This is a genomic window from Bacteroides sp. BFG-606, from assembly GCF_024788145.1.
GTDB lineage: Bacteria > Bacteroidota > Bacteroidia > Bacteroidales > Bacteroidaceae > Bacteroides > Bacteroides vicugnae.
In genome coordinates, this window is sequence record NZ_JANUIL010000001.1 from 6,331,698 (window position 1) to 6,357,620 (window position 25,923).

Here is a 25,923-nt window from a genome sequence, read left to right on the forward strand (position 1 = left end):
ACCTTTCTCTATTTTTTTATCTTTGCGACTCAATATTTTTTGCGACTTAACCATTCAATAAAAGGAACATTGAAGAACCAACGATACAATCATATAGAAGAATGGGCAAATACTCTTAGTCACGGAGCAGGTATCCTACTTGGAATCGTGGCCGGATATTTCCTATTGGAAAAGGCTTCCGAGAATATGGAACCGCAGTGGGCAGTTGCTTGTGTATCCGTCTATCTGGCGGGGATGCTTTCCTCTTATATCAGTTCTACGTGGTATCACGGCAGCCGTCCGGGGAAACTGAAAGAGTTGCTCCGCAAATTCGATCATGGAGCTATCTACCTGCATATCGCGGGCACCTACACTCCTTTCACGCTACTTGTCCTGCGGCATGCCGGGGGATGGGGATGGGGAATTTTCGCTTTCGTCTGGCTGTCGGCTATTGCCGGTTTCATTCTTAGCTTCAAAAAGCTAAAAGAACACAGCAACCTCGAAACGGCCTGTTATGTGGGTATGGGTGCGTGCATATTAGTGGCCATGAAGCCTTTGCTGGATCATCTGGGAGAAATGGGAGCCACTACCGCTTTCTGGTGGCTGATCGGCGGTGGAGTCTCATACATCGTGGGAGCTGTCTTTTATTCATTGCGCAAACCGTATATGCATGCCACTTTCCATTTGTTTTGCCTGGGAGGCAGCATCGGACATATCATTGCCATCTGGCTGATTCTGTAAGGAATGGTAGGAACAAAAAAAAGGCTATCTATCCCAGACAGCCAATCTTTGTTAACCTTAAATCTAATACTATGAAAAACACAGTACAAAGATACGAACTTTTCGGTCATCTCCAAATTTTCAGGCCAAAGCAGCCGAACTTATAACACGGTTTAATAAAAAGCAGAGATTCGTTAACGTTTAACGCAACAAAGTTAAAAATTAACGAACCGTTTATTAACTATTTAAACAATCGAATCACCTGAAATTGAAACGAACAGACGAATGAACCAACAGACGAACGAACAAATGAACCAATGAACGAACAAACAAACAGATTCACAAATTCGTTATATAGGAAAGAGGAACTTAAAACGAAAACGATTTAGAACGTAAACTTATGGATTGGGAAAATCACCTGATAAAACACCTGCAATGGTCGGACTCCATCATCAACCGGGAGGCAAAAGAACACGTAGCCCGCGAAATTGCCGCCACGGCAAAAGACGGGGATGTGATAGGAGCCGGCTCCGGCTCTACAGTCTACCTGACTCTGTTCGAACTCTCACGACGAATTCGTGAAGAGCACTTGCATATCGAAGTGATTCCCGCCTCACAAGAAATCTCGATGACCTGCATACAGCTAGGCATCCCCCAAACTACCCTCTGGAACAAACGCCCCGACTGGACATTCGACGGAGCGGACGAAGTAGATCCGCAACAGAACTTGATTAAGGGACGTGGCGGAGCGATGTTCAAAGAGAAACTGCTGATTAGAAGCAGCCGCAAAACGTTCATCATCATCGATCCCAGCAAGCGTGTCAATCAGTTGGGAAGCAAATTCCCCATTCCGGTAGAGGTCTTTCCGGACTCGCTGACTTATGTAGAGCACGAGTTGCAACGACTGGGTGCCTCGGAGATTGTCCTCCGTCCTGCTCATGGCAAAGACGGGCCTATCTTTACAGAAAACGGCAACTTTATCCTCGACACCCGTTTCAACTACATCGACTCTTCGCTCGAAGAACAACTGAAGGCAATCACCGGTGTTATAGAGAGTGGACTTTTCATAGGTTATGACATCGAAGTAATTGTGGCGGAATAAAATAACAGCAATTGAAAATCCCGTTTTTGTAGAAACGTAAATTTGATTTGTTCTAATACAAATTAAATAGTATGGCTTTACACTTATTTTAGTTAGTAGAACTAGGTTGTCTGACACCCGGGTGTCAGACAACTTATACTTGCAGTGCTTCATATTCTCCTTTACTATCACTTATAATTTCAATCACTATTAGATTATAACGTTTAACTCATGCCTTCAAAACACGAACATTAAAAATGCTTAGATGAAGAAAAACACCGGGAAATTCATTCAAAATTTGGGTAGAATATTAATCCCATCTCAAAAATCAATGAGAAGCAAAGATTACTAAATAAATGAGAATTGATAAAGGAAGTTTCAATAAAAGAAACGGAAGAATAGGTTATTTTTTAAAATCCGAAACAAAAACATTGAAAAACAATAAGATAGGAGAAAAAAAGCACGAGGAAAGGGAGAAAAAAAGATCAATAAGTCTTAGCAGAACTTGGTACATTCGTGATTGTAAACTTACCGTCAATATCAGTGATAGTACCAAGGGTAGTGCCATTCACCAATATTGAAGCACCTACGACAGGTTGCCCATCTTCTTCAGAGGTAACCAAACCGGTAACTCTGGATGTTTGCGCTGTCACCAGACCTATACCTATAAAAAGGAAGGTCATTAAGAACATCAATTTTCTTTTCATAAATTCTCTCTTAAATTTAACCTATAAACAGATTTTTTGTCTCTAACAGGTTGCAAAGATAACACGAATTATGACAAATCGAAAAAAGTGTTACGTATTTAACTAAAAAATATCGTTTTGAAAGCAAGAACTTTCTAAAAACTGATAGGTTAAAACAAAACGTTTCCAATTTAGCATCTTTTAAAAGATGATTTCTATCAGAAAGAAAGCATCAAAATCAGGCTTTTCAAGGAAAAGTGAACATTATTACCTCCTAAACGGTATCTTTTTATCATTTTACACCTTCAAAAAGGTTAAAGAACTATTAACAATGATAAAGGCAGAAACTTCTACATACCAAGTTCTGCTAAAACTTTGCGCGTTTCTTATGTAGGAATGATTTCACAGGACGTTTCCATCAAACCGGGAGTGATAAATGTTGTATTAAAAAGCGACGCGAAAGCACTGGATGAGGTTGTAGTGACAGCCATGGGTATCTCGCGCGAGAAAAAAGCACTGGGTTACGCCGTTCAGGACGTAAAATCAGATCAACTGACGCAAGCTGCCAACTCTAATCTGGCGGGAGCATTGCAAGGTAAAGTGTCAGGTCTGGACGTTAAACCTTCAAGTGGTATGCCGGGAGCTTCTTCACAGATCACCATCCGTGGTGCACGTTCTTTCTCGGGTGACAATACTCCGCTTTACGTTATTGACGGAATGCCGGTGACCAGTACTCCTGACGTTAGCACAGACATTCAGAACAATGGTAGTGTGAGCGGAGCGGACTTCGCCAACCGTGCAGTGGATATCGACCCTAATGATATTGAAAGTATCAACATTTTGAAAGGTCAGGCTGCTTCTGCGCTTTATGGTATCCGCGCTTCCAATGGTGTGATTATCATCACGACCAAAAGCGGTAAAGGACTGGAAAAAGGTAAACCGCAGGTTAGCTTCTCTTCCAATGTCAGCTTCGATGTAGTCGGTCGTCTGCCGGAGTTCCAGAAAACATATGCACAAGGTTCGGGGGAGTATTCAGTGCCACTTCGGGAACATCTTGGGGACCTAAGATTTCCGAACTTCCCAACGACGCAACGTATGGTGGTAGTAATGCAAATAGTGACTATGCCAAAGAGTATGGTGTACATCAAGGAAAATATTATGTTCCCCAACGTGCAGCAGCTGGTCTTGATCCATGGGTCACTCCACAGGCATACGACAATGCCAAGGATTTCTTCGACACAGGAATTACCTGGAGTAACTCACTGAATGTAGCACAGATGCTCGATAAAAGCTCCTACTCTATCTCATTGGGAAATACACATCAAGATGGTATTATCTCAAGCACTGGCATGGATAGATATAATGTAAAGGTAAGTGCGGACACCAAACTGACTAATAACTGGAGCTCCGGATTTACAGCTAACTACATCACCACTTCCATCGATAAAGCGGTGACTTCCGGTAATGGTCTGTTGAGAACGGTTTACGCAGCCCCTCCCAGTTATGATCTGGCCGGGATTCCAAGCCATGTAGACGGCAACCTGTACGCACAAAATTCTTTCCGTGGCAGTTTTGACAACGCTTACTGGGCGATGGAGAACAACAAATTTACGGAAGATACCAACCGTTTCTTCGGAAATGTATATGCAAGCTATCAGACTGATTTCGGCACAACGAACCACAAGTTGAACGCTAAATACATGGTTGGTGTGGATGCTTACACCACTCATTACGTAGATAGCTACGGATACGGTAGTAACACCGGTGGCGGTCGCGGACAGATCGAGAACTACGGCTGGACGAACGCTACATACAACTCATTACTGACCATCAACTACGACTGGCACATCAATGAAGACTGGGGACTGAATGCGGTAGTGGGTAACGAAATTATCCAAAGCAACAGAAAGAAGTATTATGAATATGGTACGAACTACAACTTCCCGGGATGGAACCACATCAACAACGCCACTACTCAACAGACGGAGGAAGAGACATGGAAAAACCGTACAGTAGGATTCTTCGGTAACATATCGGCTTCTTACAGAAATATGCTTTATCTGACCCTCACCGGACGTCAGGACTACGTATCTAATATGCCACGCAACAACCGCTCGTTCTTCTATCCTTCTATTTCGGCCGGTTTTATCCTGACGGAACTGGATGCATTGAAAAACAATGTGGTTAATCACGCCAAATTAAGAGTATCTTACGCGGAAGTAGGACAAGCAGGGGATTTCCTCGAAAACTATTACTCGACTCCGGTTTATGGAGGTGGATTCTATATGTTGACTCCGATCATGTACCCGATGAAAGGCACTACCGCCTATACTCCGTACTCAACGATTTTCGACCCGAAACTGAAACCACAGAACACACGTTCGTATGAAGTGGGTGCTGACGTGAACTTCCTCGATAACTTAATCACATTCAGTTATACATACTCACGCCAGAACGTTAAAGACCAGATTTTTGAAGTGCCTTTGGCTTCTTCTACCGGTGCCAGCAAACTGCTTACCAACGGTGGTAAGATTCATACCAACACGCACGAATTCACTCTTGGCTTCACCCCAATCCGGACGAAGAATATCAACTGGGATTTTGCATTCAACTGGACAAAGATCGACAACTACGTAGATGAACTGGCACCGGGTGTAGAGAATATCTCTCTGGGTGGTTACGTTACTCCGCAGGTACGCGCTTCAGCAGGTGAGAAATTCCCTGTCATCTATGGTGTAGGTTTCAAGAGAGATGCAAACGGTAATCGTCTGGTAGACGAAAACGGTTTACCTATCGCTGGTGAAGCACAGGTTATCGGTAAGGTTTCTCCGGACTTCCTGATGGGCTTCAACACCACATTACGCTTATGGAAGTGTACTATCAGCGCAGTGCTTGATTGGAAACAGGGTGGTCAGATGTATAGTAGAACAACCGGACTGGCAGATTACTACGGTGTCAGCAAGAGAACGGAAAACCGTGAAGGTACCATCATCTTCGACGGATACAAAACTGACGGAACTAAAAACGATATCGCCATCACAGGTGCAAACGCACAACAGGTATATTACAGCCGTCTGAACGACATCGACGAATCTTCTGTATATGACAACTCTTTCATCAAACTGCGTGAAGTGGCTGTCAACTACAAAATTCTTCAAAAACGTTCGATTGAACTTTCTGTGAACGCATTTGCCAGAAACATTCTGATCTGGGCACAATTGCCTGACCTCGATCCGGAAGCCAGTCAGGGTAACAACAACATGGCAGGAGCATTTGAAGATTATTCAATGCCGCAAACAGCTAGTTTCGGCTTTGGTTTCAACATTAAATTTTAATCTGCAAGACAATGAAAAAATATAAATCAATAGGAAAATTGCTGGCAGTTTCTTTCTTGACTGCTGCCATTGCTTCTGCTTGTACGGAAGACGCAATGGATAAAATCAATGAAAACCCTAACAATCCGTTGGATGCGCCCGCTAAGTTTTTGATTACAGACTTAGGCGTAAGTACTGCATTCAGCACTGTAGGAGGGGATTTCTCGCTCTACTCTTCTGTTTACATAGAACATGAAACGGGTATATCCAACCAGCTTTACCGCGCGGAAGTACGCAGCGGAGAGCCTTCAACGGCTACAACCTACAACAACGCATGGATCAATGTGTACGCAAATATCAAGAACGCTAAAATCGTTATCAAGAAGTGCGAAGAAGATCCTTCGGAAAAAGGAAACGTAGTGACAGAAGCGATTGCTAAAATCCTGCTCGCCTACAACGGAGCAGTGGCAGCCGATGTGTTCGGAAACACACCGTACAGCCAGACTGGTATCCTCAATCCGGACGGCACACCGATGTATATGCAACCTAAAATAGATACACAGGAAAGTATCTATCAGGAAGTGATGCAGAACCTGGATGATGCTATCACCCTACTGAATAACGGTACTGCCAAAGATACGGGTTTATCCGGTGCTGTCGGTTCTAAAGACTTGATCTATGGTTCAAGCACCAGTACACAGGCAAGTATGTGGCTCAAAACGGCCTATGCGTTAAAAGCACGTTATACAATGCGTCTGCTCAACAAAAGTGCCAATAAGACAACAGATCTTCAGAATATTCTTACTTATGTAAGCAAATCATTCGCCAACGCAAGTGAAGAATGTAAGTTGGCAGTTTACGATGCTGATGCACAAGTAAATCCGCTTTGGGCATTCAGCTACAGCCGTAACAGTTTGGCAGCCAGTGAAAGTCTGATTGAAAAGTTCGTTGAGCGCAATGACCCCAGAGCACCGCAAGCGTTTCTGGAGCCTGATCCTACCGGATATATCACTTATGGATACGGAGCTACGCAAGCTACGGACATCGCAGGCATCAAAGCGGCTCCTAACGGAACTCCGCAAGAGTTGCAGAATAATTATGGTATGTCGATGATATCATGGGCTATGTCGGCTCCTACTCTTTTAATCAGCTATCACGAAGTGAAATTCCTTGAAGCAGAAGCATTATGCCGCTTAGGAGGCAGACTGGGTGAAGCTAAGAGTGCTTTGAAAGCTGCTATCACTGCCGGATTCGAGAATCTGGGAAATTCAATTATAGATGCTGCTGATACTTGGATATATGATGGTGACAGCGATTTGGGTGCAGATGTGGCAGAAACATATTTCACGGATGAAGTGGAACCTTTGTTCGATGCCAATCCTCTGCAAGAGACAATGATACAAAAGTATCTTGCTTTCTTCGGCGCATCCGGCGAATCACTGGAAGCCTATAATGACTACCGCCGTCTGAAAGGTGCAGGAGAAAACTTCATTGTACTGAAAAACCCGCAGAACAGCAGTAAATTCCCATTGCGCTTCGGTTATGGAGCAGACGATGTATTGGCAAATCCTGAAGTGAAAGCTGCTTTCGGTGACGGTCAGTACGTATATAGCGAGGCCGTATGGTGGGCTGGCGGAAACAAATAATGAACTTAAAATCTCTCAAAGGAGAGACTTTACATAGAGTCGTTTCTGTACTCTAACAAATTAACAGAGACGAACAAAAATAGGCCAACCGTGAGGTTCGCCTATTTTATTTTATCCAAATGCATGAGATGAAGTTAGAGTAATACCATTTTTCTACCCAATCATACTTCTTTTCTATGCTTTTACGTTTTTAGCGCTTAAGCTCTTTTTGATAAATTTAAAAAATCCCGTAAGAATAAATCTTACCACTGCAAATCGGGTAAATATTTACTCAACGTAGTGCGGAGAATACCCAAGGTGATAGGTTTCACCAATACTTCAGTTGCTCCTGCATTCATTGCATTTTCCTTATCCGAGCTAAAAGCATAAGCAGTCTGCATAATAATAGGAATTTCTGTGTTAGATTCACGAATTATCTTCGTTGCCTCCAATCCGTTCATCACCGGCATCTTAATATCCATCAGCATTGCTTTGGCTCTTTGCTGGTGCTGCTGAAACAACTCCACCATTTCCTGTCCATTTTTAGCCCACTCGATATCACACTTTTTGCCTATGATAGCTTTGATTAATTTAAAGTTGCTGTCATCGTCTTCAGCTACCAAAATTAAAGGTCTGAATTCATTCATTTGTTCGCTTTCCATATCGCTTATATATTGTTTTTTTATCTGTTTTTTTAAGCAATTTTCCTTTTCAGCCCGCAAGGTATAAAAAAGATTCATATATTTCGCTATCTTTGTGCCTCAATTTAAAAGAATAGTATGATTTCTGTTGACGGACTAGCCGTAGAGTTTGGCGGCACTGCTTTATTTAGTGATATTTCTTTCGTAATTAATGAAAAAGACCGCATCGCTCTGATGGGTAAAAACGGGGCGGGAAAAAGTACGCTGCTGAAAATTCTGGCAGGCGCACGGCAACCGACACGTGGAAAAGTTTCCACACCCAAAGATTGTGTAGTGGCATACCTGCCTCAACATCTGATGACGGAAGACGGAAGAACAGTGTTTGACGAAACGGCACAGGCTTTTTCACATCTTCATGAGATGGAAGCGCAGATCGAAAAGCTGAATAAGGAGCTTGAGACACGGACGGACTACGAGAGCGACAGTTACATGGCGCTGATTGAGGAAGTGTCCAGCTTGAGCGAGAAGTTTTATTCGATTGACGCGACTAATTATGAAGAGGATGTGGAAAAGGCATTGCTCGGATTAGGGTTCACCCGAGAGGATTTTCAGCGTCAGACGAGTGATTTCAGCGGTGGATGGCGAATGCGTATCGAACTCGCCAAATTGCTGTTGCAGAAACCGGACGTGCTCTTGCTCGATGAGCCGACGAATCATCTGGATATCGAATCTATTCAATGGCTGGAGGATTTCCTTATTAATAATGGGAAAGCGGTCATCGTAATTAGTCACGACCGCAAATTCGTGGATAATATTACAACACGCACCATCGAAGTGACGATGGGACGTATCTATGACTACAAGGTGAATTACTCGCAATATTTGCAATTGCGCAAGGATCGCCGCGAACAGCAACAGAAGGCTTATGACGAGCAGCAGAAGTTTATTGCTGAAACGAAGGAGTTTATCGAACGGTTCAAGGGGACTTATTCAAAGACGTTGCAGGTGCAGAGCCGCGTCAAAATGCTGGAGAAGCTGGAATTGCTGGAGGTGGATGAAGAGGATACTTCTGCATTGCGACTGAAATTCCCGCCTTCACCCCGTTCGGGCAGTTACCCGGTCATTATGGAGGGAGTTGGAAAGACATACGGAAACAAAGTGGTATTCCGCAATGCTAACCTGACGATTGAGCGCGGTGATAAGGTGGCTTTCGTCGGTAAGAACGGTGAGGGTAAGTCTACGCTCGTGAAGTGTATTATGAAGGAAATTGAGCATGACGGTACATTGACTCTGGGACATAATGTGCAAATCGGATATTTCGCTCAAAATCAAGCTTCGCTGATGGATGAAAACCTGACGGTTTTCCAAACGATTGACGATGTAGCCAAAGGGGATATCCGGAACAAGATTCGTGATTTGCTGGGGGCGTTTATGTTTGGCGGTCCCGAGGAATCGATGAAAAAGGTCAAAGTGCTTTCGGGCGGAGAGCGTACCCGTCTGGCCATGATTAAATTGTTGCTGGAGCCTGTCAACCTCCTTATTTTGGATGAACCGACGAATCATCTGGACATGAAGACGAAAGATATTCTGAAACAGGCATTGCTGGATTTTGACGGTACGCTGATCGTCGTTTCACACGACCGTGACTTCCTCGACGGGCTGGTTACCAAGGTGTATGAGTTCGGTAATCAAAAGGTGACGGAACATCTTTGCGGTATCTATGAGTTCCTCGAAAAGAAGAAAATGGATTCACTGCAAGAACTGGAAAAGAAATAATAAATAATAAAAAGAGGGGATCGGCTACAGGCGAAATAAAAGTATTTGTATATTTGCAACATCATTTAAAACAGGTATTTAGAAAAGAATGGATGAAACAAGGCAGTTGTACATTATAAGTGGATGTAACGGAGCTGGTAAAACTACGGCTTCCTACACTGTATTGCCTGAAATTCTATTATGCAAAGAGTTTGTCAATGCGGATGAAATTGCCAAAGGCTTATCACCTTTCAATCCAGAAAGTATGGCTATAGAAGCCGGTCGTCTGATGTTGAAACGTATTGATGAACTATTAGCTTCTAAAGTGAGTTTCTCTATTGAAACGACATTAGCAACCCGTTCATATACCCGGCTCATTCAAAGAGCCCAAAATGCCGGATATAAAATCAGCTTGATTTATTTTTGGCTGAATTCTCCGGAACTTGCCGTCAACCGTGTATTACAACGGGTCAATGAAGGGGGACATAATGTACCGATGGATGTCATCTACCGCCGCTATCAGGCAGGCATTAATAATCTGTTTCAGATATATATGCCGCGTGTAGACTACTGGCTGTTAGCTGATAACAGTATTTCTCCTCGAGTGATTGTAGCCGAAGGCTACCAAAACGGCGAGGATCGGATATATGAACTTGAACTTTTTAAATGCATCAAGAATTATGTCAAATAATGAAATGCAAGAATTGAGCGATAAATTACGGCGCGGCCTTCAATTAGCCGAAAAGCGGTTGCTGGAAAAAAATGCTCGTAACGGCACACTCCTTAGTCAGGGGACACCGGATGGAAAAGTTATTTATGTGTCAGCAACCGAATTGCTGGAACGTTTGCAGGAAAAAGAAAAAGAATCACTAAAAAAATAAATTCTCTAAAAGAAAGGATGAAAGGGAAGAAACGAATAATAGTAACTCTGCTGTTTTTTATCAACATTATTATGTTGGTGGCAGCGGTTATTCCCCATCATCATCATCCCAACGGGATGATTTGCATGAAGCAGGACTTGCCTGTAGAACAGCAATGTCCCACGCATCATCATCACCCGGGAAACGACTCATGTTGCAGCAGCGAATGTTTGACTCGTTTCTACTCCCCCACTCCATCCATCCATACGGATAGCGGACCGGATTACGTATTCATTGCTACCTTATTCACGGATGTAATCATCGAACATCTATTACGACCGCAAGAGAAACGGGTTAAGAACTATTACGTCTACCGAGACTCTTTGCATGGTACGGATACCCATCGTACCACTTCTCTTCGTGCCCCTCCCTACTCTGTTTTTGCGTAAAAGCGTGAATGCAAATCAGTTGCATCTGCGCTACCTTATCTTTGTAGCGTAAAAAGAAAACAGTAAAATTTAGTAGGAAAATATCATTATGAAAAAACTTATTTTCGTGGGAATCCTGAGCTTATTCGTTCTGGGATCCTGTAATAATAGTACCGTCACACACACACACAATGAACACGTTCATGCCGCGGAAGGACATAATCACGAGGCAGAGGGACCCGATCATTCCCATGAAGGCGAATGTAGCGGAGAACACAATCATGAAGCAGCCGATGAACACAACGAAGCTGCCGAAGCCCACAGTGATGAAATCATTCTTCCGAAAGCGAAAGCTGAAGCAGCCGGTGTAAAGGTGAGCGTTATTGAACCTGCACCTTTCCAGCAAGTAATTAAAACCAGCGGACAGGTGCTGGCTGCTCAAGGGGATGAATCGGTTGCCGTAGCCACAGTAGCCGGCGTGGTATCTTTCCGTGGAAAAGTAACGGAAGGAATGAGCGTCGGCAGCGGCACTCCTCTAGTCACCATTTCTTCAAAGAATATCGCTGACGGTGATCCGGTGCAACGTGCCCGCATTGCCTACGAGGTATCCAAGAAGGAATACGAACGTATGAAGGAGCTTGTTAAAAACAAGATTGTATCCGACAAGGATTTTGCACAAGCGGAGCAAAGTTACGAAAACGCCCGTCTTAGTTACGAAGCTCTTTCCAAGAATCATTCGGCCATCGGACAAAGTATTACGGCTCCCATTGCCGGATATGTGAAAAGTATTCTCGTGAAAGAAGGCGACTATGTGACAATCGGACAACCGCTGGTAAGCGTGACGCAGAACCGTCGTCTTTTCCTCCGTGCCGAAGTGTCGGAAAAGTATTACCCGTATCTCCGCACCATCAGTTCCGCCAATTTCCAGACTCCTTATAATAATCAGGTGTACGAGTTGAAAGCATTGAACGGTAAACTTCTCTCTTTCGGAAAAGCTGCCGGAGACAATTCTTTTTATGTGCCTGTCACTTTTGAGTTCGACAACAAAGGGGAAGTGATTCCCGGCTCATTTGTGGAGGTATTCCTGCTTTCTTCAGCAATGGAAAACGTGATTTCTCTTCCGCGCACCGCGCTGACAGAGGAACAAGGTATCTTCTTCATCTATCTGCAACTGGACGAAGAGGGTTATAAAAAACAGGAAGTAACGATAAGAGCCGACAACGGCAAAAGTGTTCAAATTCTGACTGGTGTAAAGGCCGGCGACCGTGTAGTGACCGAGGGTGCTTATCAGGTTCGACTGGCAAGCGCAAGCAATGCAATCCCGGCACACAGCCACGAACACTAAAGAGACTAGGCGTCGCAGCCGTCTTTTTGTGCGGCGCATCTATCAAGTTATTTATAACTCTCAATTAATGAAACATCATGCTTAATAAAATTATACATTACTCCCTACACAACCGGCTGGTTGTAGTTTGTGCGGCCATCCTCCTGCTTATTGCAGGAACGTATACCGCCATGCATACGGAAGTAGACGTATTCCCCGACCTAAATGCACCTACGGTAGTAATCATGACCGAGGCGAATGGTATGGCTGCGGAAGAAGTTGAACAGCTCGTTACTTTTCCTGTTGAAACTGCCGTTAACGGAGCTACGGGTGTGCGTCGTGTCCGCTCTTCTTCTACCAACGGATTTTCCGTTGTCTGGGTAGAATTTGATTGGGGAACGGATATTTATCTCGCCCGTCAGATTGTTAGTGAGAAATTAGCGGTGGTGAGCGAATCACTGCCGGTCAATGTCGGCAAACCGACTCTTGGACCGCAATCTTCTATCTTGGGCGAAATGCTCATCGTCGGTCTGACTGCCGACTCCACTTCCATGCTCGATCTTCGCACGATTGCGGACTGGACTATCCGTCCACGCCTGCTGTCTACCGGAGGAGTGGCACAAGTGGCTGTGCTCGGAGGAGATATCAAAGAATATCAGATTCAGCTAGATCCCGAACGGATGCGTCATTACGGCATCTCGATGGGAGAAGTGATGGCGGTGACACAGGATATGAACCTGAACGCAAACGGAGGCGTGCTCTATGAATTTGGAAATGAATATATTGTACGTGGTGTACTCTCCACTTCTAAAACAGAGCAACTTGGCAAAGCGGTAGTGAAAACGGTGAACAACTTCCCTGTCACGCTGGAAGATATTGCAGACGTTACCATCGGACCGAAAGCTCCGAAACTGGGTACTGCTTCAGAACGTGGCAAATCTGCCGTCCTGATGACTGTTACCAAGCAACCGGCTACCAGTACACTGGAACTGACAGACAAACTGGAAGCATCTCTGAAAGATCTCCAGAAAAATCTGCCGCCGGACGTAAAAGTTTCAACGGACATATTCCGTCAAAGCCGCTTCATTGAAAGCTCCATCGGCAATGTGAAGAAATCACTCTTCGAAGGAGGTATTTTCGTTGTCATCGTGCTTTTCCTGTTCCTGGCAAATGTACGTACTACGCTGATCTCATTGGTGACACTACCTCTTTCCCTGCTCGTTTCAATCCTGACCTTACACTACATGGGGCTGACAATCAACACCATGAGTCTTGGAGGTATGGCGATAGCTATCGGCTCATTAGTAGACGACGCCATTGTCGATGTGGAAAACGTATATAAACGACTGCGGGAGAACCGCCTGAAAGCGGAAGCAGAAAGACTAAGTACACTCGAAGTGGTATTCAATGCGTCGAAAGAGGTGCGCATGCCTATCCTTAATTCAACGTTGATTATCGTGGTCAGCTTTGTTCCGTTATTTTTCTTGAGCGGCATGGAAGGCAGAATGTTGGTTCCACTAGGTGTTGCTTTTATCGTGGCATTGTTTGCATCTACCATAGTCGCCCTGACACTGACTCCGGTGCTCTGCTCTTATCTATTAGGAAGCAACAAGACGAACAAGAAACTGAAAGAAGCTCCCGTTGCCCGCTGGATGAAAGGGATTTATGAAAAAGCATTGACTTGGGTACTGGCACATAAGCGTGTGACTCTCGGAAGTACAATCGGACTTTTTGTAGTTGCGCTCGGAGTGTTTTTCACACTCGGACGCAGTTTCCTACCTTCGTTCAATGAAGGATCGTTCACCATCAATATCAGTTCTCTGCCGGGTATTTCGCTGGAAGAAAGCAACAAAATGGGACATCGCGCCGAAGAGTTATTGATGACGATTCCCGAAATACAAACGGTAGCCCGGAAAACGGGACGTGCCGAATTGGATGAACATGCGTTAGGAGTCAATGTTTCTGAAATAGAGGCTCCGTTCGAATTGAAAGACCGCTCGCGCAGTGAACTGGTAGCGGATGTACGTGAAAAACTAGGTACAATCACCGGAGCAAACATAGAAATCGGACAACCGATCAGCCACCGTATCGACGCAATGCTGTCGGGTACGAAAGCGAATATCGCTATCAAGTTATTCGGTGATGACCTGAATAAGATGTTTTCACTCGGTAATCAAATCAAAGGAGCGATCAGTGACATTCCCGGTGTTGCCGACCTGAACGTGGAACAACAGATCGAACGTCCGCAGCTGAAAATACAGCCTAAACGGGAAATGCTGGCTAAGTTCGGTATTACCCTGCCGGAATTTTCGGAATATGTGAATGTGGCTTTGGCCGGAAAAGTGATCTCACAAGTTTATGAACAGGGCAAGAGTTTTGACCTGATCGTAAAAGTGAAGGATGATGCCCGGGATGAGATGGAGAAAATCCGTAACCTGATGGTAGACACGAACGACGGCCGCAAGGTTCCTTTGAGCTATGTAGCGGAAGTGGTATCGGCCATGGGTCCGAATACGATCAACCGCGAGAATGTGAAACGTAAAATTGTCATTTCCGCGAATGTGGCTGACCGTGATTTGCGCAGTGTCGTGAATGATATTCAGAAACGCATCGATACATCGGTACAATTACCCGAAGGTTATCATATCGAGTATGGCGGACAGTTTGAAAGTGAGCAGGCTGCCAGCCGGACGTTGGCGTTGACTTCGTTTATCAGTATTGTAGTCATTTTCCTGTTGCTGTACAATGAGTTCCGCAGCGTGAAAGAATCCGGGGTTATCTTGCTGAATCTTCCGCTGGCACTGATCGGTGGTGTCTTTGCCTTGGTGATTACAACAGGGGAAGTCAGCATTCCGGCTATCATCGGTTTCATCTCTTTATTCGGTATTGCTACCCGTAACGGTATGCTGTTAATCAGTCACTACAACCATTTGCAACAGGTAGAGGGTTTGAATGTGTACGACAGTGTGATTCAGGGCTCTCTTGACCGTCTGAATCCGATTTTGATGACAGCATTGTCTTCTGCACTGGCACTGATTCCATTGGCACTTGCCGGCGATTTGCCCGGTAACGAAATCCAGAGTCCGATGGCTAAAGTGATTTTAGGAGGATTATTAACGTCAACTTTTTTGAACGGTTTCATAGTCCCGATCGTTTATCTGATGATGCATCGGAAAAAGGCTCAGGAAAGCCTGTAGAGGGTGGTCTTTTTCCTCGGTGAGGAAAGCATCGTTCCTCGGTGAGGAAACAAGTGTTCCTCGGTGAGAAAAGGGGTGTTCCCCGGTGCCGAACATAACAGATGCCTTATCATAAAGTATCTATCAACAATAGATTGTAACAAATAAAGAAAATAAGAATGAAACAAATCATAATCATAAGCACTGCACTTCTATTCTTAGCCATAGGCGGAGTGCAAGCTCAAAACGGAATTGACCAGGTATTGAAAAATATCGAAACGAACAATAGAGAGCTGCAGGCAAACGAGCAACTGATTACTTCGCAGAAGCTGGAAGCCAAAACGGATAATAACTTACCTGATCCTACTCTTTCTTACGCGCATCTATGGGGAGCGAAAGATAAAAACGAAACAATCGGTGAGCTGGTTGTTTCACAAAGCTTCGATTTCCCCAGTTTATATGCTACACGTAACAAGTTGAACCGACTGAAGGCAGGAGCTTTTGACAGTCAGGCGGATGTTTTTCGTCAGGAGAAGCTGTTACAGGCAAAAGAACTCTGCCTGGATATTATTATGCTCCGTCAGCAAAAGCATATTTTGGAAGAACGTCTCCGCAATGCGGAAGAGCTGGCTAAAATGTATGCCAAGCGTCTCCAAACGGGAGATGCAAATGCGCTCGAAACCAATAAAATCAACTTGGAGCTGCTGAATGTCAAAACGGAAGCGTCTCTGAACGAGACAGCACTCCGCAATAAGCAGCAGGAGTTGAATACACTGAATGGTAATATTCCGGTGGTTTTCGAAGAGAACCAATATCCGGCTATACCGTTCCCAAGCGATTACCAAATGTTGAAATCGGAAGTCATGGCAACGGACCGCACTCTAATGGCACTAGGCAACGAGAGTCTCGTTGCCCGTAAACAAATCGCTGTCAATAAATCCCAGTGGTTGCCGAAACTAGAACTCGGCTACCGTCGGAATACGGAAACAGGTGTGCCTTTCAACGGTGTAGTGGTAGGCTTCTCTTTCCCTCTTTTCGAAAATCGGAATAAGGTGAAAATCGCTAAAGCGCAGGCACTCAACATCGACTTGCAAAAGGATAATGCTACCCTGCAAGTGGAATCTGAATTGGCACAGCTTTACCGGGAAGCGAAAACGCTGCATGCTTCAATGGAAGAATATAGTAAGACTTTCCAGTCGCAACAAGATTTGGCATTGCTGAAACAAGCTTTGACAGGTGGACAAATTAGTATGATCGAGTACTTCGTTGAAGTGTCGGTGATCTATCAAAGTCATCAAAATTATCTGCAATTGGAAAATCAGTACCAAAAGGCAATGGCACGGATTTACAAAAGCAAGCTATAAATAGTACATAAAACCCTTTAAGCATGGGCTATGCTGAACATACTAATTTCTATTTTTAAGTGATATAAGTATGTTTATATAATAAATTAGGCACGGATTACACGGATTTCACGGTCTTTAGTGTTGTCATTACTATAAAGCAGCAGTGTTAATCCGTGTAATTCGTGCCTAAATAGATCTCCTCTCTTTCCATCTCTCTTTCCATCTCTCTTTCTTCAATTTCCGACTGGATATTTCAAAAGAATACATTACATTTGCAACGAACATAAAATTTAAATTATGAGACCTAAACATTTCAATTTATTCATGTTATGCTGCATCCTTACGCTACTAAGTGGCTGTAAAGATGATGACGACAATCCACTACGTTTTTACAACAGTGAATACGAAGTGCCTATGGGTGGCAGACGTTACCTCGGACTGGAAAGCGGAAATGGTGACTACTCACTTGCAATGAAAGACACACGCATCGCAAGTGCCGGAACTGAAACTGGCTGGAGCGGAGTACCTGCCGGACGTATGATTTACGTAACCGGTATCCTCACCGGAACGACTTATCTGACAGTAACGGACAACGCCACACAAGAGAGTTGCACTTTACCAATCAAGGTGGTCGATAATTACGAAAATATAGAGTTGCTCCGCAGCTACTTGTCTAACTTACCCAACGGAGACGCGAATCTTCTACCTGGCATTTCCGACATTTTTCTGATTAACAACCACGCACGGGATGCTTATTTTTTCAAACAGGGAGAACAGACCGCCTTTTCATCCGGACTTGAATTAATAACCCAAGGAAGTTACAAACTGGAAAAAGAAGAGGGAGACGATGAGAAAGTGACACTAACCCTCACTTTTTCGGAAGATATGGCAACACCTGTTTCCGATCATAAATTCATTATATGGGGAAATTCGTACTTATTTCACCGGTTGGATAAAAGCCTAAATCTGAACTGGAACACTCCGCCCATTGGAGAAACGCGGACATCACCTGCACCTCCTCCTTCCTACACGCTGGAAGAATTTACAGGAGGCGAAGCAGGCACAGGCAGACAACTCGTTTTTACCCTTTCCCAACAGGAAATACCTGCAGGAATACTGCCTTAATCAGTAACGTCTTCTGATAAGATGCGTATATTTTCCGGCAAGTATCCGCTACGGATGCGCCATTCTTGCGGATAAAGATTATTGGCACGATTGCCGATATTCTTCACAAATCCGAGAGGGATATGCCGATAAGTAAGCAAAACATACCCACGAGGGGCTGTTGCCGGTAAGGCAATGGCCTCTTTTCGTAAATAAGTGATAGCCTGTTCATAATTTATTTCTTCCGTGGCAAATGCTTCCCGGCACAAAAGCGAGGTACACATCGCCAACGCATGGTCAGGGATTAAATCCTTTCCTTTCACTTCGCCTATCTCAATCCCTGCCGACACGATTTTCAGGCTTTGTTTCATCGTCGTCAACTCATTAATATAGTAATGTGAAAAAGCCCGGACATTTGTTCCTTCCGCCAATAAAATATACTTGTCCGAATTTTCATCATTCAACCAGCTTCTGGCCATATTCAGATGCTCTTTCGATACAGGAAAAGATGTTGCTGCCCCTTTCTTATCCTTCTTCTTGAAGGCTTTCTCTTTCGCAGAAGAAGATACCGGAATCTCTTCTTCTGTCTCCGGCTTACGAAAAGCCACCAGAAAAAAGCCTTCACCTTTCGTCTTATGAGGGAAAAAATGATAGACGGGAATAGAAGACTTGGAATGATCCCTTTTATCCGACAAAAGATTTCCTGTTATATTCCAATCCTCCTGCACCTGAACAGTTAATGGTTCGCCTCCATACTCTTGTTGAATCCAACGTGCATTCTCCTCATCCTCTTTCGTATTAAATGTACACGTACTATATATAAGAATACCTCCGGGCTTCAACGTATCCCAAATATCCGCAATAATCCGTCGCTGGCGTTGCCAACAGATTTCCACATTCTCGGGACTCCACTCGTCCACAGCTACCGGATCTTTACGGAACATACCTTCACCGGAACAGGGAACATCTGTAAGAATCACATCAAAAAAAGAGGGCAAAGCCGAAAAATCTGCCGGATCATTATTGGTCACTACCACATCCGGATGTCCCCACTTCGTCAGGTTTCCAGCAAGGATCTGCGAACGATTCCGGATCACCTCATTAGCTACCAACAGGCTCCCTTCGGGAAGTACACTACGGGCATGAGTCGATTTTCCACCGGGAGCCGCACAAAGATCCAACATCTTCACCGGTCCGGTGATATATTGCCGGAGTACCTGCTCCACAAACATGGAAGAAGCTTCCTGAACATAATAACAGCCTGCATGAAATAAGGGATCGAACGTGAAAGTAAGACGTTCATTCAAATAGAATCCTTCGGAAGACCAAGGTACCTTATCCGATAAAGAATGATTGATTTTCAATTGATTCAACCGGATGCTAACCGGTGGTTCCTGTTGGAGGGCAACAGCCAGTTTGTCGTATTCTTCATCGCCCAATAGAGCGCGGGTGTAGTCTATAAAAGAAGCAGGTAATTCCATCTTTCGTTTATTAATTTCCGCAAATATCAAAAATATTTCGTCTCTTTGCAACTTTCTATGATATTAACTACGTCTAACAGACAAAGAAATAAATTAAAAAACTATAGATATGAAAAATTTTCTATTAGCATTGATGGTTGTACTGACCACTTGCACACTGGCTGTTGCCCAGACTACCGTTGTTCGTGATTCCATCGGGAAAGTAAAAGTTACTGTGACCAAAGACAATAAAGCAAATACGAATAATACTGCTGTCACGGTGATTGGTGTAGATACAGCGGATGCCGACTCTACAGACGTTGATGCAAACTCAAGTAATGTAAGCAGCACTCATGGTAAAGCCAGCTTCACATTCGAATCGGATGACAGTGATTTCCCATTCAATAATGTCGGTGCTGGTAGTATTCTGGTAACAATCATAGCAATCGTTGCTGTATTCGGATTTCCGGTATTCATTCTATTTGTAATCTTCTTCTTCCGTTATAAGAACCGGAAAGCACGTTATCACCTTGCCGAACAGGCACTTGCTGCCGGCCAACCGCTTCCGGCAGAGTTTATCCGCGAAACCAAAACTGTAGATTCGCGTTCACAAGGCATCAAGAACACTTTTACAGGTATCGGTCTTTTCATCTTCCTCTGGGCAATCACCGGTGAATTCGGAATGGGAGCTATCGGCTTACTCGTTACATTCATGGGTATCGGACAATGGATTATCGGTAGTAAACAACAGACTCAAGACGCAAATGCTACCCGGATGTATACGGGTAATAAGGATGAAAAAAAGAACCCGAATAACGTTAGAACCGATAGTTTCGAAATCATCCCTTCCGAATCCGAAGAGAAAGACAAAGGAGTAAACGAAGAAAAGAACGACGAGAATAAATGAGCCAACTCAATGATATATCGTTAGTCGCACAGGTCGTGGTGTTCAAGAACACCAAGGCCTTCGACCAGTTGGTGAAGGAGTACCAGTCGCCCATCCGGCGATTCTTCCTGAACCTGACTTGCGGCGACAGCGAATTGAGTGACGACCTTGCGCAAGATACATTTATCAAAGCATATACGAACATTGCCTCTTTCCGGAACTTGTCAAGTTTCTCTACGTGGCTGTACCGTATTGCTTATAATGTTTTTTATGATTATATTCGCAGCCGGAAAGAGACAGCTGACTTGGATACAAGAGAAATAGACGCCATCAACAGCACCGAACAGGAGAATATCGGGCAGAAAATGGATGTCTACCAGTCACTCAAAATGCTTAAAGAAGTGGAAAGAACCTGCATCACGTTGTTCTATATGGAGGACATTAGTATCGACAAAATTGCAGGGATTATAGGAGTACCGTCAGGGACAGTGAAAAGCCATCTGTCACGCGGGAAAGAAAAGTTAGCAACGTATTTAAAACAAAACGGTTATGACAGAAATAGACAATGATAAGCTCTTGCGCGATTTCTTCGCAGAAAACAAGCAGGAAATAGCAGATAACGGATTCAGTCGCCGTGTCATGCATCACTTACCCGGTCGTAGCAATCGCCTGGCTCGTATCTGGAGCGCTTTCGTGATGACTGTGGCGGTCGCACTTTTTGTATGGTTAGGCGGTTTGGAAGCAGCTTGGGGAACCATAAGAGAAGTATTTATCGGTATGATTAATCATGGCACTGCCAGCCTTGATCCGAAATCAATTATTATCGCAGCTGTTGTACTATTATTCATGGCTACACGAAAGGTTGCTTCAATGGCATAATTAGCTCTTGAAAAAGGATTTATTTTGTTAAAGAATGATAAATCTACCCTAACTAGCAAAGGAGCCCAAACTTAGATATCGTATCTTTGTTCTTCTGTAAACTAAAAGAGTGAGAAGAGTTTTGAAATTACGTATATTTATTTTATTTCTGTTCCTGCCTATATTGAGTGTTCAGGCAGGTATCATCGACAGTCTGATGATACATCCCAGGGACTCAATCGGATTAACCAGCGATTCCCTTTTGCTACGTTATTTACAAGAATCGGGAATTCCCATATCTGATAATAATAAAGTAAAACTGCTAAAAAGCGGACGGGAGAAATTTATCGATTTGTTCGAAGCCATCCGGGAAGCCAAACACCACGTCCATCTGGAATATTTCAACTTCCGAAATGACTCCATCGCCAATGCTTTATTTGCTCTGCTGGCCGAAAAAGTGAAGGAAGGGGTCGAAGTACGAGCCATGTTCGATGCATTCGGAAACTGGTCGAACAACAAACCACTCAAAAAGAAACATCTCAAAAAAATACGTGAACAAGGAATCGAGATTGTCAAGTTCGATCCGTTCACTTTCCCTTATATCAATCACGCCGCCCATCGCGATCACCGGAAAATAGCTGTCATAGATGGAAAAGTGGCTTATACCGGTGGTATGAATATCGCTGACTACTACATTAACGGACTACCCAAAATCGGAACCTGGCGTGATATGCACACACGTATTGAGGGAGATGCCGTCAATGATTTGCAGGAGATATTCCTAACGATCTGGAATAAGGAAACCAAACAGAATGTAGGTGGAGCCGCTTATTTCCCCCAACATGAGGAACAAACGGACAGTACGAATATTGTGGTAGCAATCGTAGACCGTACCCCGAAAAAGAATAGCCGTATGTTGAGCCACGCTTATGCTATGAGCATCTATTCGGCCCAAAAGAATGTTCATATTGTCAATCCTTATTTTGTACCGACTTCTTCAATTAAAAAGGCGTTGAACCGGACAATCGACCGAGGCGTAAATGTTACAATCATGGTTTCTTCCGCCTCCGATATCCCGTTTACTCCGGATGCCGCACTTTATAAGTTACACAAACTGATGAAAAGAGGAGCTACTGTCTATATGTACAACGGTGGATTTCATCACTCTAAAATAATGATGGTGGATGATTTGTTCTGTACAGTCGGCACTGCCAACCTGAACAGCCGCAGCTTGCGCTATGATTACGAAACTAATGCCTTTATCTTTGATACCCAAATAACGGGTGAATTAAATACAATGTTCCGGGATGATATTGAGCATTGCACTCAATTGACGCCTGAATTCTGGAAAAAGCGCTCCCCGTGGAAGAAGTTCGTCGGCTGGTTTGCTAATTTATTCACTCCATTTTTGTAATTTTGTGCGGAGAATCATTTTCACCACAACTTATTCATTATGAAACAATATCTGGATTTACTCAATCGTGTACTAACCGAAGGTACAGAAAAAAGTGACCGTACCGGAACCGGAACCATCAGCGTTTTCGGTCATCAAATGCGTTTTAATCTTGATGACGGTTTCCCGTGCCTGACAACCAAGAAACTACATCTGAAATCAATCATATACGAATTGCTTTGGTTTCTGCAAGGTGATACTAATGTGAAATATCTTCAGGAACATGGAGTGCGTATCTGGAACGAATGGGCGGATGAAAACGGCGACTTAGGACATATTTATGGTTATCAATGGCGTTCATGGCCTGACTATAACGGTGGATTTATCGACCAGATCAGTGAAGTGGTGGAAACAATCAAACATAATCCGGATTCGCGCCGTATCATTGTAAGCGCTTGGAACGTAGCGGACCTGAATCATATGAATTTACCTCCCTGCCATGCTTTCTTTCAGTTTTATGTAGCAGACGGACGGTTAAGCCTGCAACTATATCAACGCAGCGCTGATATTTTCCTTGGCGTTCCTTTTAATATTGCTTCATACGCATTATTGCTGCAAATGATGGCACAAGTGACGGGATTGAAAGCCGGAGATTTCGTCCATACCTTTGGTGATGCGCATATCTACCTGAACCACTTGGAACAAGTGAAGCTCCAATTATCACGGGAACCTCGTCCATTGCCACAAATGAAGATCAATCCGGATGTGAAAAGTATCTTCGACTTCAAATTTGAGGACTTTGAATTAGTGAACTATGATCCGCATCCGCATATTGCAGGAATAGTAGCCGTGTAACTTTATGAGTAAAATATCTATCATTGCTGCCGTAGACCGCCGTATGGCTATCGGCTTCGAGAACAAACTTCTTTTCTGGTTACCCAATGATTTGAAACGTTTCAAAGCATTAACTACCGGAAACACGATACTGATGGGACGCAAAACTTTCGAATCACTACCGAAAGGCGCATTACCCAATCGCAGAAACATCGTTTTATCTTCCAACCCGGCTACAGAATGTCCCGGTGCGGAAGTTTTCCTTTCACTCGAAGCGGCTTTGGAAAGTTGTAAAGAGAAGGAACACATTTATATTATAGGAGGAGCAAGTATTTATCAACAGGCTCTTTCCTTTGCTGACGAACTTTGCCTGACAGAGATAGACAACACGGCTCCCGAAGCCGACGCTTATTTTCCTGAAGTATCACCGGAGATGTGGCAAGAAAAAAGCAGAGAAGCTCATCCTGCGGATGAGAAACATCTCTGCTCCTATGCTTTTGTTGATTACGTGAGAAAATAACGATTAATCTTCATCTTCTATGTCGACCATGATTGGCATCTGCCGCTTAATGGCTTCATGGAAGGAGATTAATGTTTCGGTACGTGCCAACCCCAATGGTTGCAGCTTATCGTGAATAATACTCAATAAATGATGGTTATTCTTTGCGTAAATTTTGATAAACATATCATATTTTCCGGTAGTGAAATGACATTCCACCACTTCGGGGATAGCTTCTAAAGCTTTCGTTACCGAATCAAAGGATTCGGGATCTTTCAGATATATACCAATATAAGCGCAAGTCTCATATCCGATTTTCTCGGGGTCGATGACATACTCCGAACCTTTTAATATACCTAAATTAGTAAGCTTCTGAATACGCTGATGGATTGCAGCACCGGAAACATTACAAGCTCGTGCTACTTCCAAAAAAGGAATACGCGCATTCCCTGCAATCAGTTTCAGAATTTGCTCATCTAAAGCATCTAATTGATGATGTCCCATTTTTGAATCAAATTGTTTTTATCAATGAATCTTTTATGCAAAGTTAGCGATTTTTCGACAACAAATACTATAATCTATTACTTTTATTTGCAGAAAGCGGATAAGTCAACAATAGTTCGTACCTTTGCGAAAAACATAAATATACCGTTTATATGAAACATATTTGCTGTATCATTCTGTGTTTCTGTACTTCTATAGGAAGTTATGCACAGAATTTTGCTGATTATTTTCAGAACAAAACATTGCGAGTGGATTATATCTTTACCGGGGATGCTACACAACAGGCTATTTATCTGGATGAGCTATCACAACTTCCTACTTGGGCAGGCCGTCAACATCATCTTTCGGAACTTCCTTTGGAAGGCAACGGACAAATTATAGTGAAAGACCTTGCCAGCAAACAGTGTATCTACCAAACGTCATTCTCTTCTTTGTTTCAAGAGTGGCTGTCTACAGACGAAGCCAAAGAAACAGCCAAAGGATTTGAGAATACTTTCCTTCTTCCTTATCCTAAACAGCCCGTGGAGGTAGAAGTCACTTTATATTCTCCGCGAAAAAAAAGATTGGCTACCTACAAACATATCATCCGTCCGGATGATATATTGATTCATAAACGGGGGGTATCACATGTCACTCCGCATCGGTATATGCTTCAAAGTGGTAATGAAAAAGACTGCATAGACGTTGCCATCCTTGCAGAAGGATACACAGAAAAAGAAATGGATATTTTCTATCAGGATGCACAACGCACCTGCGAAAGTTTGTTTTCGTATGAGCCGTTCCGCTCCATGAAGGGCAAATTTAATATTGTTGCCGTAGCCAGCCCTTCTACGGACAGCGGTGTCAGTGTTCCCCGCGAAAACCAATGGAAACAAACGGCAGTTCATTCTCATTTCGATACTTTTTATTCGGACCGCTATCTGACTACCAGCCGGGTAAAATCTATCCACAATGCATTGGCAGGCATCCCCTATGAACATATCATAATCCTGGCTAACACGGATGTATATGGTGGAGGAGGAATATACAATTCGTATACGCTGACCACAGCCCATCACCCGATGTTCAAGCCGGTAGTAGTGCACGAATTCGGACACAGTTTCGGTGGACTGGCCGACGAATATTTCTATGATGATGATGTGATGACAGATACTTATCCGCTGGATGTCGAACCGTGGGAACAGAATATTTCAACACGGGTAAACTTCGCTTCCAAATGGAAAGATATGCTTCCGCCAGGTACTCCGATCCCTACCCCTGTTGCTGAAAAAAAGAAATATCCGGTAGGAGTATATGAAGGAGGAGGCTACTCTGCCAAAGGTATTTATCGTCCGGCTTACGACTGCCGCATGAAAACAAACGAATATCCGGAGTTTTGTCCGGTTTGTCAACGTGCCATCCGTCGAATGATTGAATTTTATGTTCCTTAATGGAATACAATTATATTATT

At 43.8% G+C, this 25,923-nt stretch carries 22 protein-coding genes and 1 pseudogene; 19 read left to right on the forward strand and 4 right to left on the reverse strand.

Going from position 1 to position 25,923, the window contains the following annotated elements:
- Positions 1 to 69: 69 nt before the first annotated feature.
- Together trhA and rpiA are read left to right on the forward strand one after the other, a co-directional pair.
- The gene (gene trhA, locus NXV01_RS24525) at positions 70 to 720 is read left to right on the forward strand and encodes a PAQR family membrane homeostasis protein TrhA (RefSeq protein WP_259023343.1); all 651 of its coding nucleotides are present in this window, start codon (positions 70 to 72) and stop codon (positions 718 to 720) included.
- Positions 721 to 1,099: 379 nt separating this feature from the next.
- Positions 1,100 to 1,801, forward strand: a complete 702-nt coding sequence (rpiA, locus tag NXV01_RS24530) for a ribose 5-phosphate isomerase A (protein ID WP_099147106.1) — start codon at positions 1,100 to 1,102, stop codon at positions 1,799 to 1,801.
- A gap of 464 nt (positions 1,802 to 2,265) precedes the next feature.
- Here rpiA and NXV01_RS24535 read toward each other — a convergent pair whose 3' ends face one another.
- The gene (locus tag NXV01_RS24535) at positions 2,266 to 2,487 is read right to left on the reverse strand and encodes a carboxypeptidase-like regulatory domain-containing protein (protein ID WP_004297975.1); all 222 of its coding nucleotides are present in this window, start codon (positions 2,485 to 2,487) and stop codon (positions 2,266 to 2,268) included.
- A 354-nt stretch (positions 2,488 to 2,841) separates the two neighbouring features.
- Between NXV01_RS24535 and NXV01_RS24540 the strand changes: the two are divergent.
- A pseudogene (locus NXV01_RS24540) lies at positions 2,842 to 5,801 on the forward strand (SusC/RagA family TonB-linked outer membrane protein).
- A gap of 11 nt (positions 5,802 to 5,812) precedes the next feature.
- Positions 5,813 to 7,426, forward strand: coding sequence for a SusD/RagB family nutrient-binding outer membrane lipoprotein (locus tag NXV01_RS24545; RefSeq protein ID WP_148365109.1), 1,614 nt, complete (start codon positions 5,813 to 5,815; stop codon positions 7,424 to 7,426).
- Between the two features lie 242 nt (positions 7,427 to 7,668).
- On the opposite strand, the gene NXV01_RS24550 is transcribed toward NXV01_RS24545, so the two are convergent.
- On the reverse strand, positions 7,669 to 8,067 hold the full coding sequence (locus NXV01_RS24550) for a response regulator (protein ID WP_004297972.1): 399 nt from the start codon (positions 8,065 to 8,067) through the stop codon (positions 7,669 to 7,671).
- Between the two features lie 117 nt (positions 8,068 to 8,184).
- Between NXV01_RS24550 and NXV01_RS24555 the strand changes: the two genes are divergently transcribed.
- The 8 genes from NXV01_RS24555 to NXV01_RS24590 all read left to right on the forward strand — a co-directional run bounded on the left by NXV01_RS24555 (position 8,185) and on the right by NXV01_RS24590 (position 18,060).
- On the forward strand, positions 8,185 to 9,822 hold the full coding sequence (locus tag NXV01_RS24555) for an ABC-F family ATP-binding cassette domain-containing protein (protein ID WP_258981668.1): 1,638 nt from the start codon (positions 8,185 to 8,187) through the stop codon (positions 9,820 to 9,822).
- Positions 9,823 to 9,910: 88 nt separating this feature from the next.
- On the forward strand, positions 9,911 to 10,492 hold the full coding sequence (locus NXV01_RS24560) for a zeta toxin family protein (RefSeq protein ID WP_259023344.1): 582 nt from the start codon (positions 9,911 to 9,913) through the stop codon (positions 10,490 to 10,492).
- Positions 10,482 to 10,682 (forward strand): hypothetical protein, encoded by a 201-nt coding sequence (locus NXV01_RS24565; protein ID WP_099147112.1) that lies wholly within the window; start codon positions 10,482 to 10,484, stop codon positions 10,680 to 10,682. Before NXV01_RS24560 ends, NXV01_RS24565 begins: the two co-directional genes overlap by 11 nt.
- Positions 10,683 to 10,699: 17 nt before the next feature.
- Entirely contained in the window at positions 10,700 to 11,110 is a 411-nt protein-coding gene (locus NXV01_RS24570; RefSeq protein WP_148365111.1) for a DUF6769 family protein, read from the forward strand.
- Between the two features lie 88 nt (positions 11,111 to 11,198).
- Positions 11,199 to 12,434, forward strand: coding sequence for an efflux RND transporter periplasmic adaptor subunit (locus NXV01_RS24575; protein ID WP_259023345.1), 1,236 nt, complete (start codon positions 11,199 to 11,201; stop codon positions 12,432 to 12,434).
- A gap of 77 nt (positions 12,435 to 12,511) precedes the next feature.
- Positions 12,512 to 15,610 carry an efflux RND transporter permease subunit gene (locus NXV01_RS24580; RefSeq protein WP_217721682.1) on the forward strand — a complete coding sequence of 1,033 codons (3,099 nt, stop codon included), beginning with the start codon at positions 12,512 to 12,514 and terminating at the stop codon, positions 15,608 to 15,610.
- 158 nt (positions 15,611 to 15,768) lie between these two features.
- Entirely contained in the window at positions 15,769 to 16,953 is a 1,185-nt protein-coding gene (locus tag NXV01_RS24585; RefSeq protein ID WP_259023346.1) for a TolC family protein, read from the forward strand.
- A gap of 279 nt (positions 16,954 to 17,232) precedes the next feature.
- Entirely contained in the window at positions 17,233 to 18,060 is an 828-nt protein-coding gene (locus NXV01_RS24590) for a hypothetical protein (RefSeq protein WP_259023347.1), read from the forward strand.
- Here NXV01_RS24590 and NXV01_RS24595 read toward each other — a convergent pair.
- On the reverse strand, positions 18,057 to 19,520 hold the full coding sequence (locus NXV01_RS24595) for an RsmB/NOP family class I SAM-dependent RNA methyltransferase (protein WP_259023348.1): 1,464 nt from the start codon (positions 19,518 to 19,520) through the stop codon (positions 18,057 to 18,059). The two genes, NXV01_RS24590 and NXV01_RS24595, sit on opposite strands and share 4 nt — an antisense overlap.
- Before the next feature lie 109 nt (positions 19,521 to 19,629).
- Here NXV01_RS24595 and NXV01_RS24600 point away from each other — a divergent pair, with 109 nt between their 5' ends.
- The 6 genes from NXV01_RS24600 to NXV01_RS24625 all read left to right on the forward strand — a co-directional run bounded on the left by NXV01_RS24600 (position 19,630) and on the right by NXV01_RS24625 (position 23,990).
- On the forward strand, positions 19,630 to 20,406 hold the full coding sequence (locus tag NXV01_RS24600; RefSeq protein ID WP_148365117.1) for a DUF6249 domain-containing protein: 777 nt from the start codon (positions 19,630 to 19,632) through the stop codon (positions 20,404 to 20,406).
- A complete protein-coding gene (locus tag NXV01_RS24605) occupies positions 20,403 to 20,954 on the forward strand; it encodes an RNA polymerase sigma factor (RefSeq protein ID WP_148365118.1) in 552 nt (183 codons plus the stop codon). Before NXV01_RS24600 ends, NXV01_RS24605 begins: the two co-directional genes overlap by 4 nt.
- Positions 20,935 to 21,264: a DUF5056 domain-containing protein gene (locus NXV01_RS24610; protein WP_074560204.1), complete on the forward strand. Its 330-nt coding sequence runs from the start codon at positions 20,935 to 20,937 to the stop codon at positions 21,262 to 21,264. The genes NXV01_RS24605 and NXV01_RS24610 overlap by 20 nt, the downstream gene beginning before the upstream one ends.
- Before the next feature lie 121 nt (positions 21,265 to 21,385).
- Positions 21,386 to 22,657, forward strand: a complete 1,272-nt coding sequence (gene cls, locus NXV01_RS24615) for a cardiolipin synthase (RefSeq protein WP_167511783.1) — start codon at positions 21,386 to 21,388, stop codon at positions 22,655 to 22,657.
- Between the two features lie 39 nt (positions 22,658 to 22,696).
- On the forward strand, positions 22,697 to 23,491 hold the full coding sequence (locus NXV01_RS24620; protein WP_074557665.1) for a thymidylate synthase: 795 nt from the start codon (positions 22,697 to 22,699) through the stop codon (positions 23,489 to 23,491).
- Positions 23,492 to 23,495: 4 nt separating this feature from the next.
- Complete coding sequence (locus NXV01_RS24625) at positions 23,496 to 23,990, forward strand: dihydrofolate reductase (protein WP_259023349.1); 495 nt, start codon at positions 23,496 to 23,498, stop codon at positions 23,988 to 23,990.
- 3 nt (positions 23,991 to 23,993) lie between these two features.
- Here NXV01_RS24625 and NXV01_RS24630 read toward each other — a convergent pair whose 3' ends face one another.
- Positions 23,994 to 24,473: an Lrp/AsnC family transcriptional regulator gene (locus NXV01_RS24630; RefSeq protein WP_004297952.1), complete on the reverse strand. Its 480-nt coding sequence runs from the start codon at positions 24,471 to 24,473 to the stop codon at positions 23,994 to 23,996.
- A 152-nt stretch (positions 24,474 to 24,625) separates the two neighbouring features.
- Here NXV01_RS24630 and NXV01_RS24635 point away from each other — a divergent pair, with 152 nt between their 5' ends.
- Positions 24,626 to 25,903, forward strand: coding sequence for an IgA Peptidase M64 (locus NXV01_RS24635; RefSeq protein ID WP_195650505.1), 1,278 nt, complete (start codon positions 24,626 to 24,628; stop codon positions 25,901 to 25,903).
- The last annotated feature ends 20 nt before the right edge of the window (positions 25,904 to 25,923 follow it).

What these genes read in the sequence shown, in the direction of transcription:
- rpiA (WP_099147106.1), top strand. Translation starts at nt 1,100, where the DNA reads ATGGATTGGGAAAATCACCTGATAAAACACCTGCAATGGTCGGACTCC.
- NXV01_RS24535 (WP_004297975.1), bottom strand. Translation starts at nt 2,487, where the DNA reads ATGAAAAGAAAATTGATGTTCTTAATGACCTTCCTTTTTATAGGTATA.
- NXV01_RS24545 (WP_148365109.1), top strand. Translation starts at nt 5,813, where the DNA reads ATGAAAAAATATAAATCAATAGGAAAATTGCTGGCAGTTTCTTTCTTG.
- NXV01_RS24550 (WP_004297972.1), bottom strand. Translation starts at nt 8,067, where the DNA reads ATGGAAAGCGAACAAATGAATGAATTCAGACCTTTAATTTTGGTAGCT.
- NXV01_RS24555 (WP_258981668.1), top strand. Translation starts at nt 8,185, where the DNA reads ATGATTTCTGTTGACGGACTAGCCGTAGAGTTTGGCGGCACTGCTTTA.
- NXV01_RS24560 (WP_259023344.1), top strand. Translation starts at nt 9,911, where the DNA reads ATGGATGAAACAAGGCAGTTGTACATTATAAGTGGATGTAACGGAGCT.
- NXV01_RS24565 (WP_099147112.1), top strand. Translation starts at nt 10,482, where the DNA reads ATGTCAAATAATGAAATGCAAGAATTGAGCGATAAATTACGGCGCGGC.
- NXV01_RS24570 (WP_148365111.1), top strand. Translation starts at nt 10,700, where the DNA reads ATGAAAGGGAAGAAACGAATAATAGTAACTCTGCTGTTTTTTATCAAC.
- NXV01_RS24575 (WP_259023345.1), top strand. Translation starts at nt 11,199, where the DNA reads ATGAAAAAACTTATTTTCGTGGGAATCCTGAGCTTATTCGTTCTGGGA.
- NXV01_RS24580 (WP_217721682.1), top strand. Translation starts at nt 12,512, where the DNA reads ATGCTTAATAAAATTATACATTACTCCCTACACAACCGGCTGGTTGTA.
- NXV01_RS24585 (WP_259023346.1), top strand. Translation starts at nt 15,769, where the DNA reads ATGAAACAAATCATAATCATAAGCACTGCACTTCTATTCTTAGCCATA.
- NXV01_RS24590 (WP_259023347.1), top strand. Translation starts at nt 17,233, where the DNA reads ATGAGACCTAAACATTTCAATTTATTCATGTTATGCTGCATCCTTACG.
- NXV01_RS24595 (WP_259023348.1), bottom strand. Translation starts at nt 19,520, where the DNA reads ATGGAATTACCTGCTTCTTTTATAGACTACACCCGCGCTCTATTGGGC.
- NXV01_RS24600 (WP_148365117.1), top strand. Translation starts at nt 19,630, where the DNA reads ATGAAAAATTTTCTATTAGCATTGATGGTTGTACTGACCACTTGCACA.
- NXV01_RS24605 (WP_148365118.1), top strand. Translation starts at nt 20,403, where the DNA reads ATGAGCCAACTCAATGATATATCGTTAGTCGCACAGGTCGTGGTGTTC.
- NXV01_RS24610 (WP_074560204.1), top strand. Translation starts at nt 20,935, where the DNA reads ATGACAGAAATAGACAATGATAAGCTCTTGCGCGATTTCTTCGCAGAA.
- NXV01_RS24620 (WP_074557665.1), top strand. Translation starts at nt 22,697, where the DNA reads ATGAAACAATATCTGGATTTACTCAATCGTGTACTAACCGAAGGTACA.
- NXV01_RS24625 (WP_259023349.1), top strand. Translation starts at nt 23,496, where the DNA reads ATGAGTAAAATATCTATCATTGCTGCCGTAGACCGCCGTATGGCTATC.
- NXV01_RS24630 (WP_004297952.1), bottom strand. Translation starts at nt 24,473, where the DNA reads ATGGGACATCATCAATTAGATGCTTTAGATGAGCAAATTCTGAAACTG.
- NXV01_RS24635 (WP_195650505.1), top strand. Translation starts at nt 24,626, where the DNA reads ATGAAACATATTTGCTGTATCATTCTGTGTTTCTGTACTTCTATAGGA.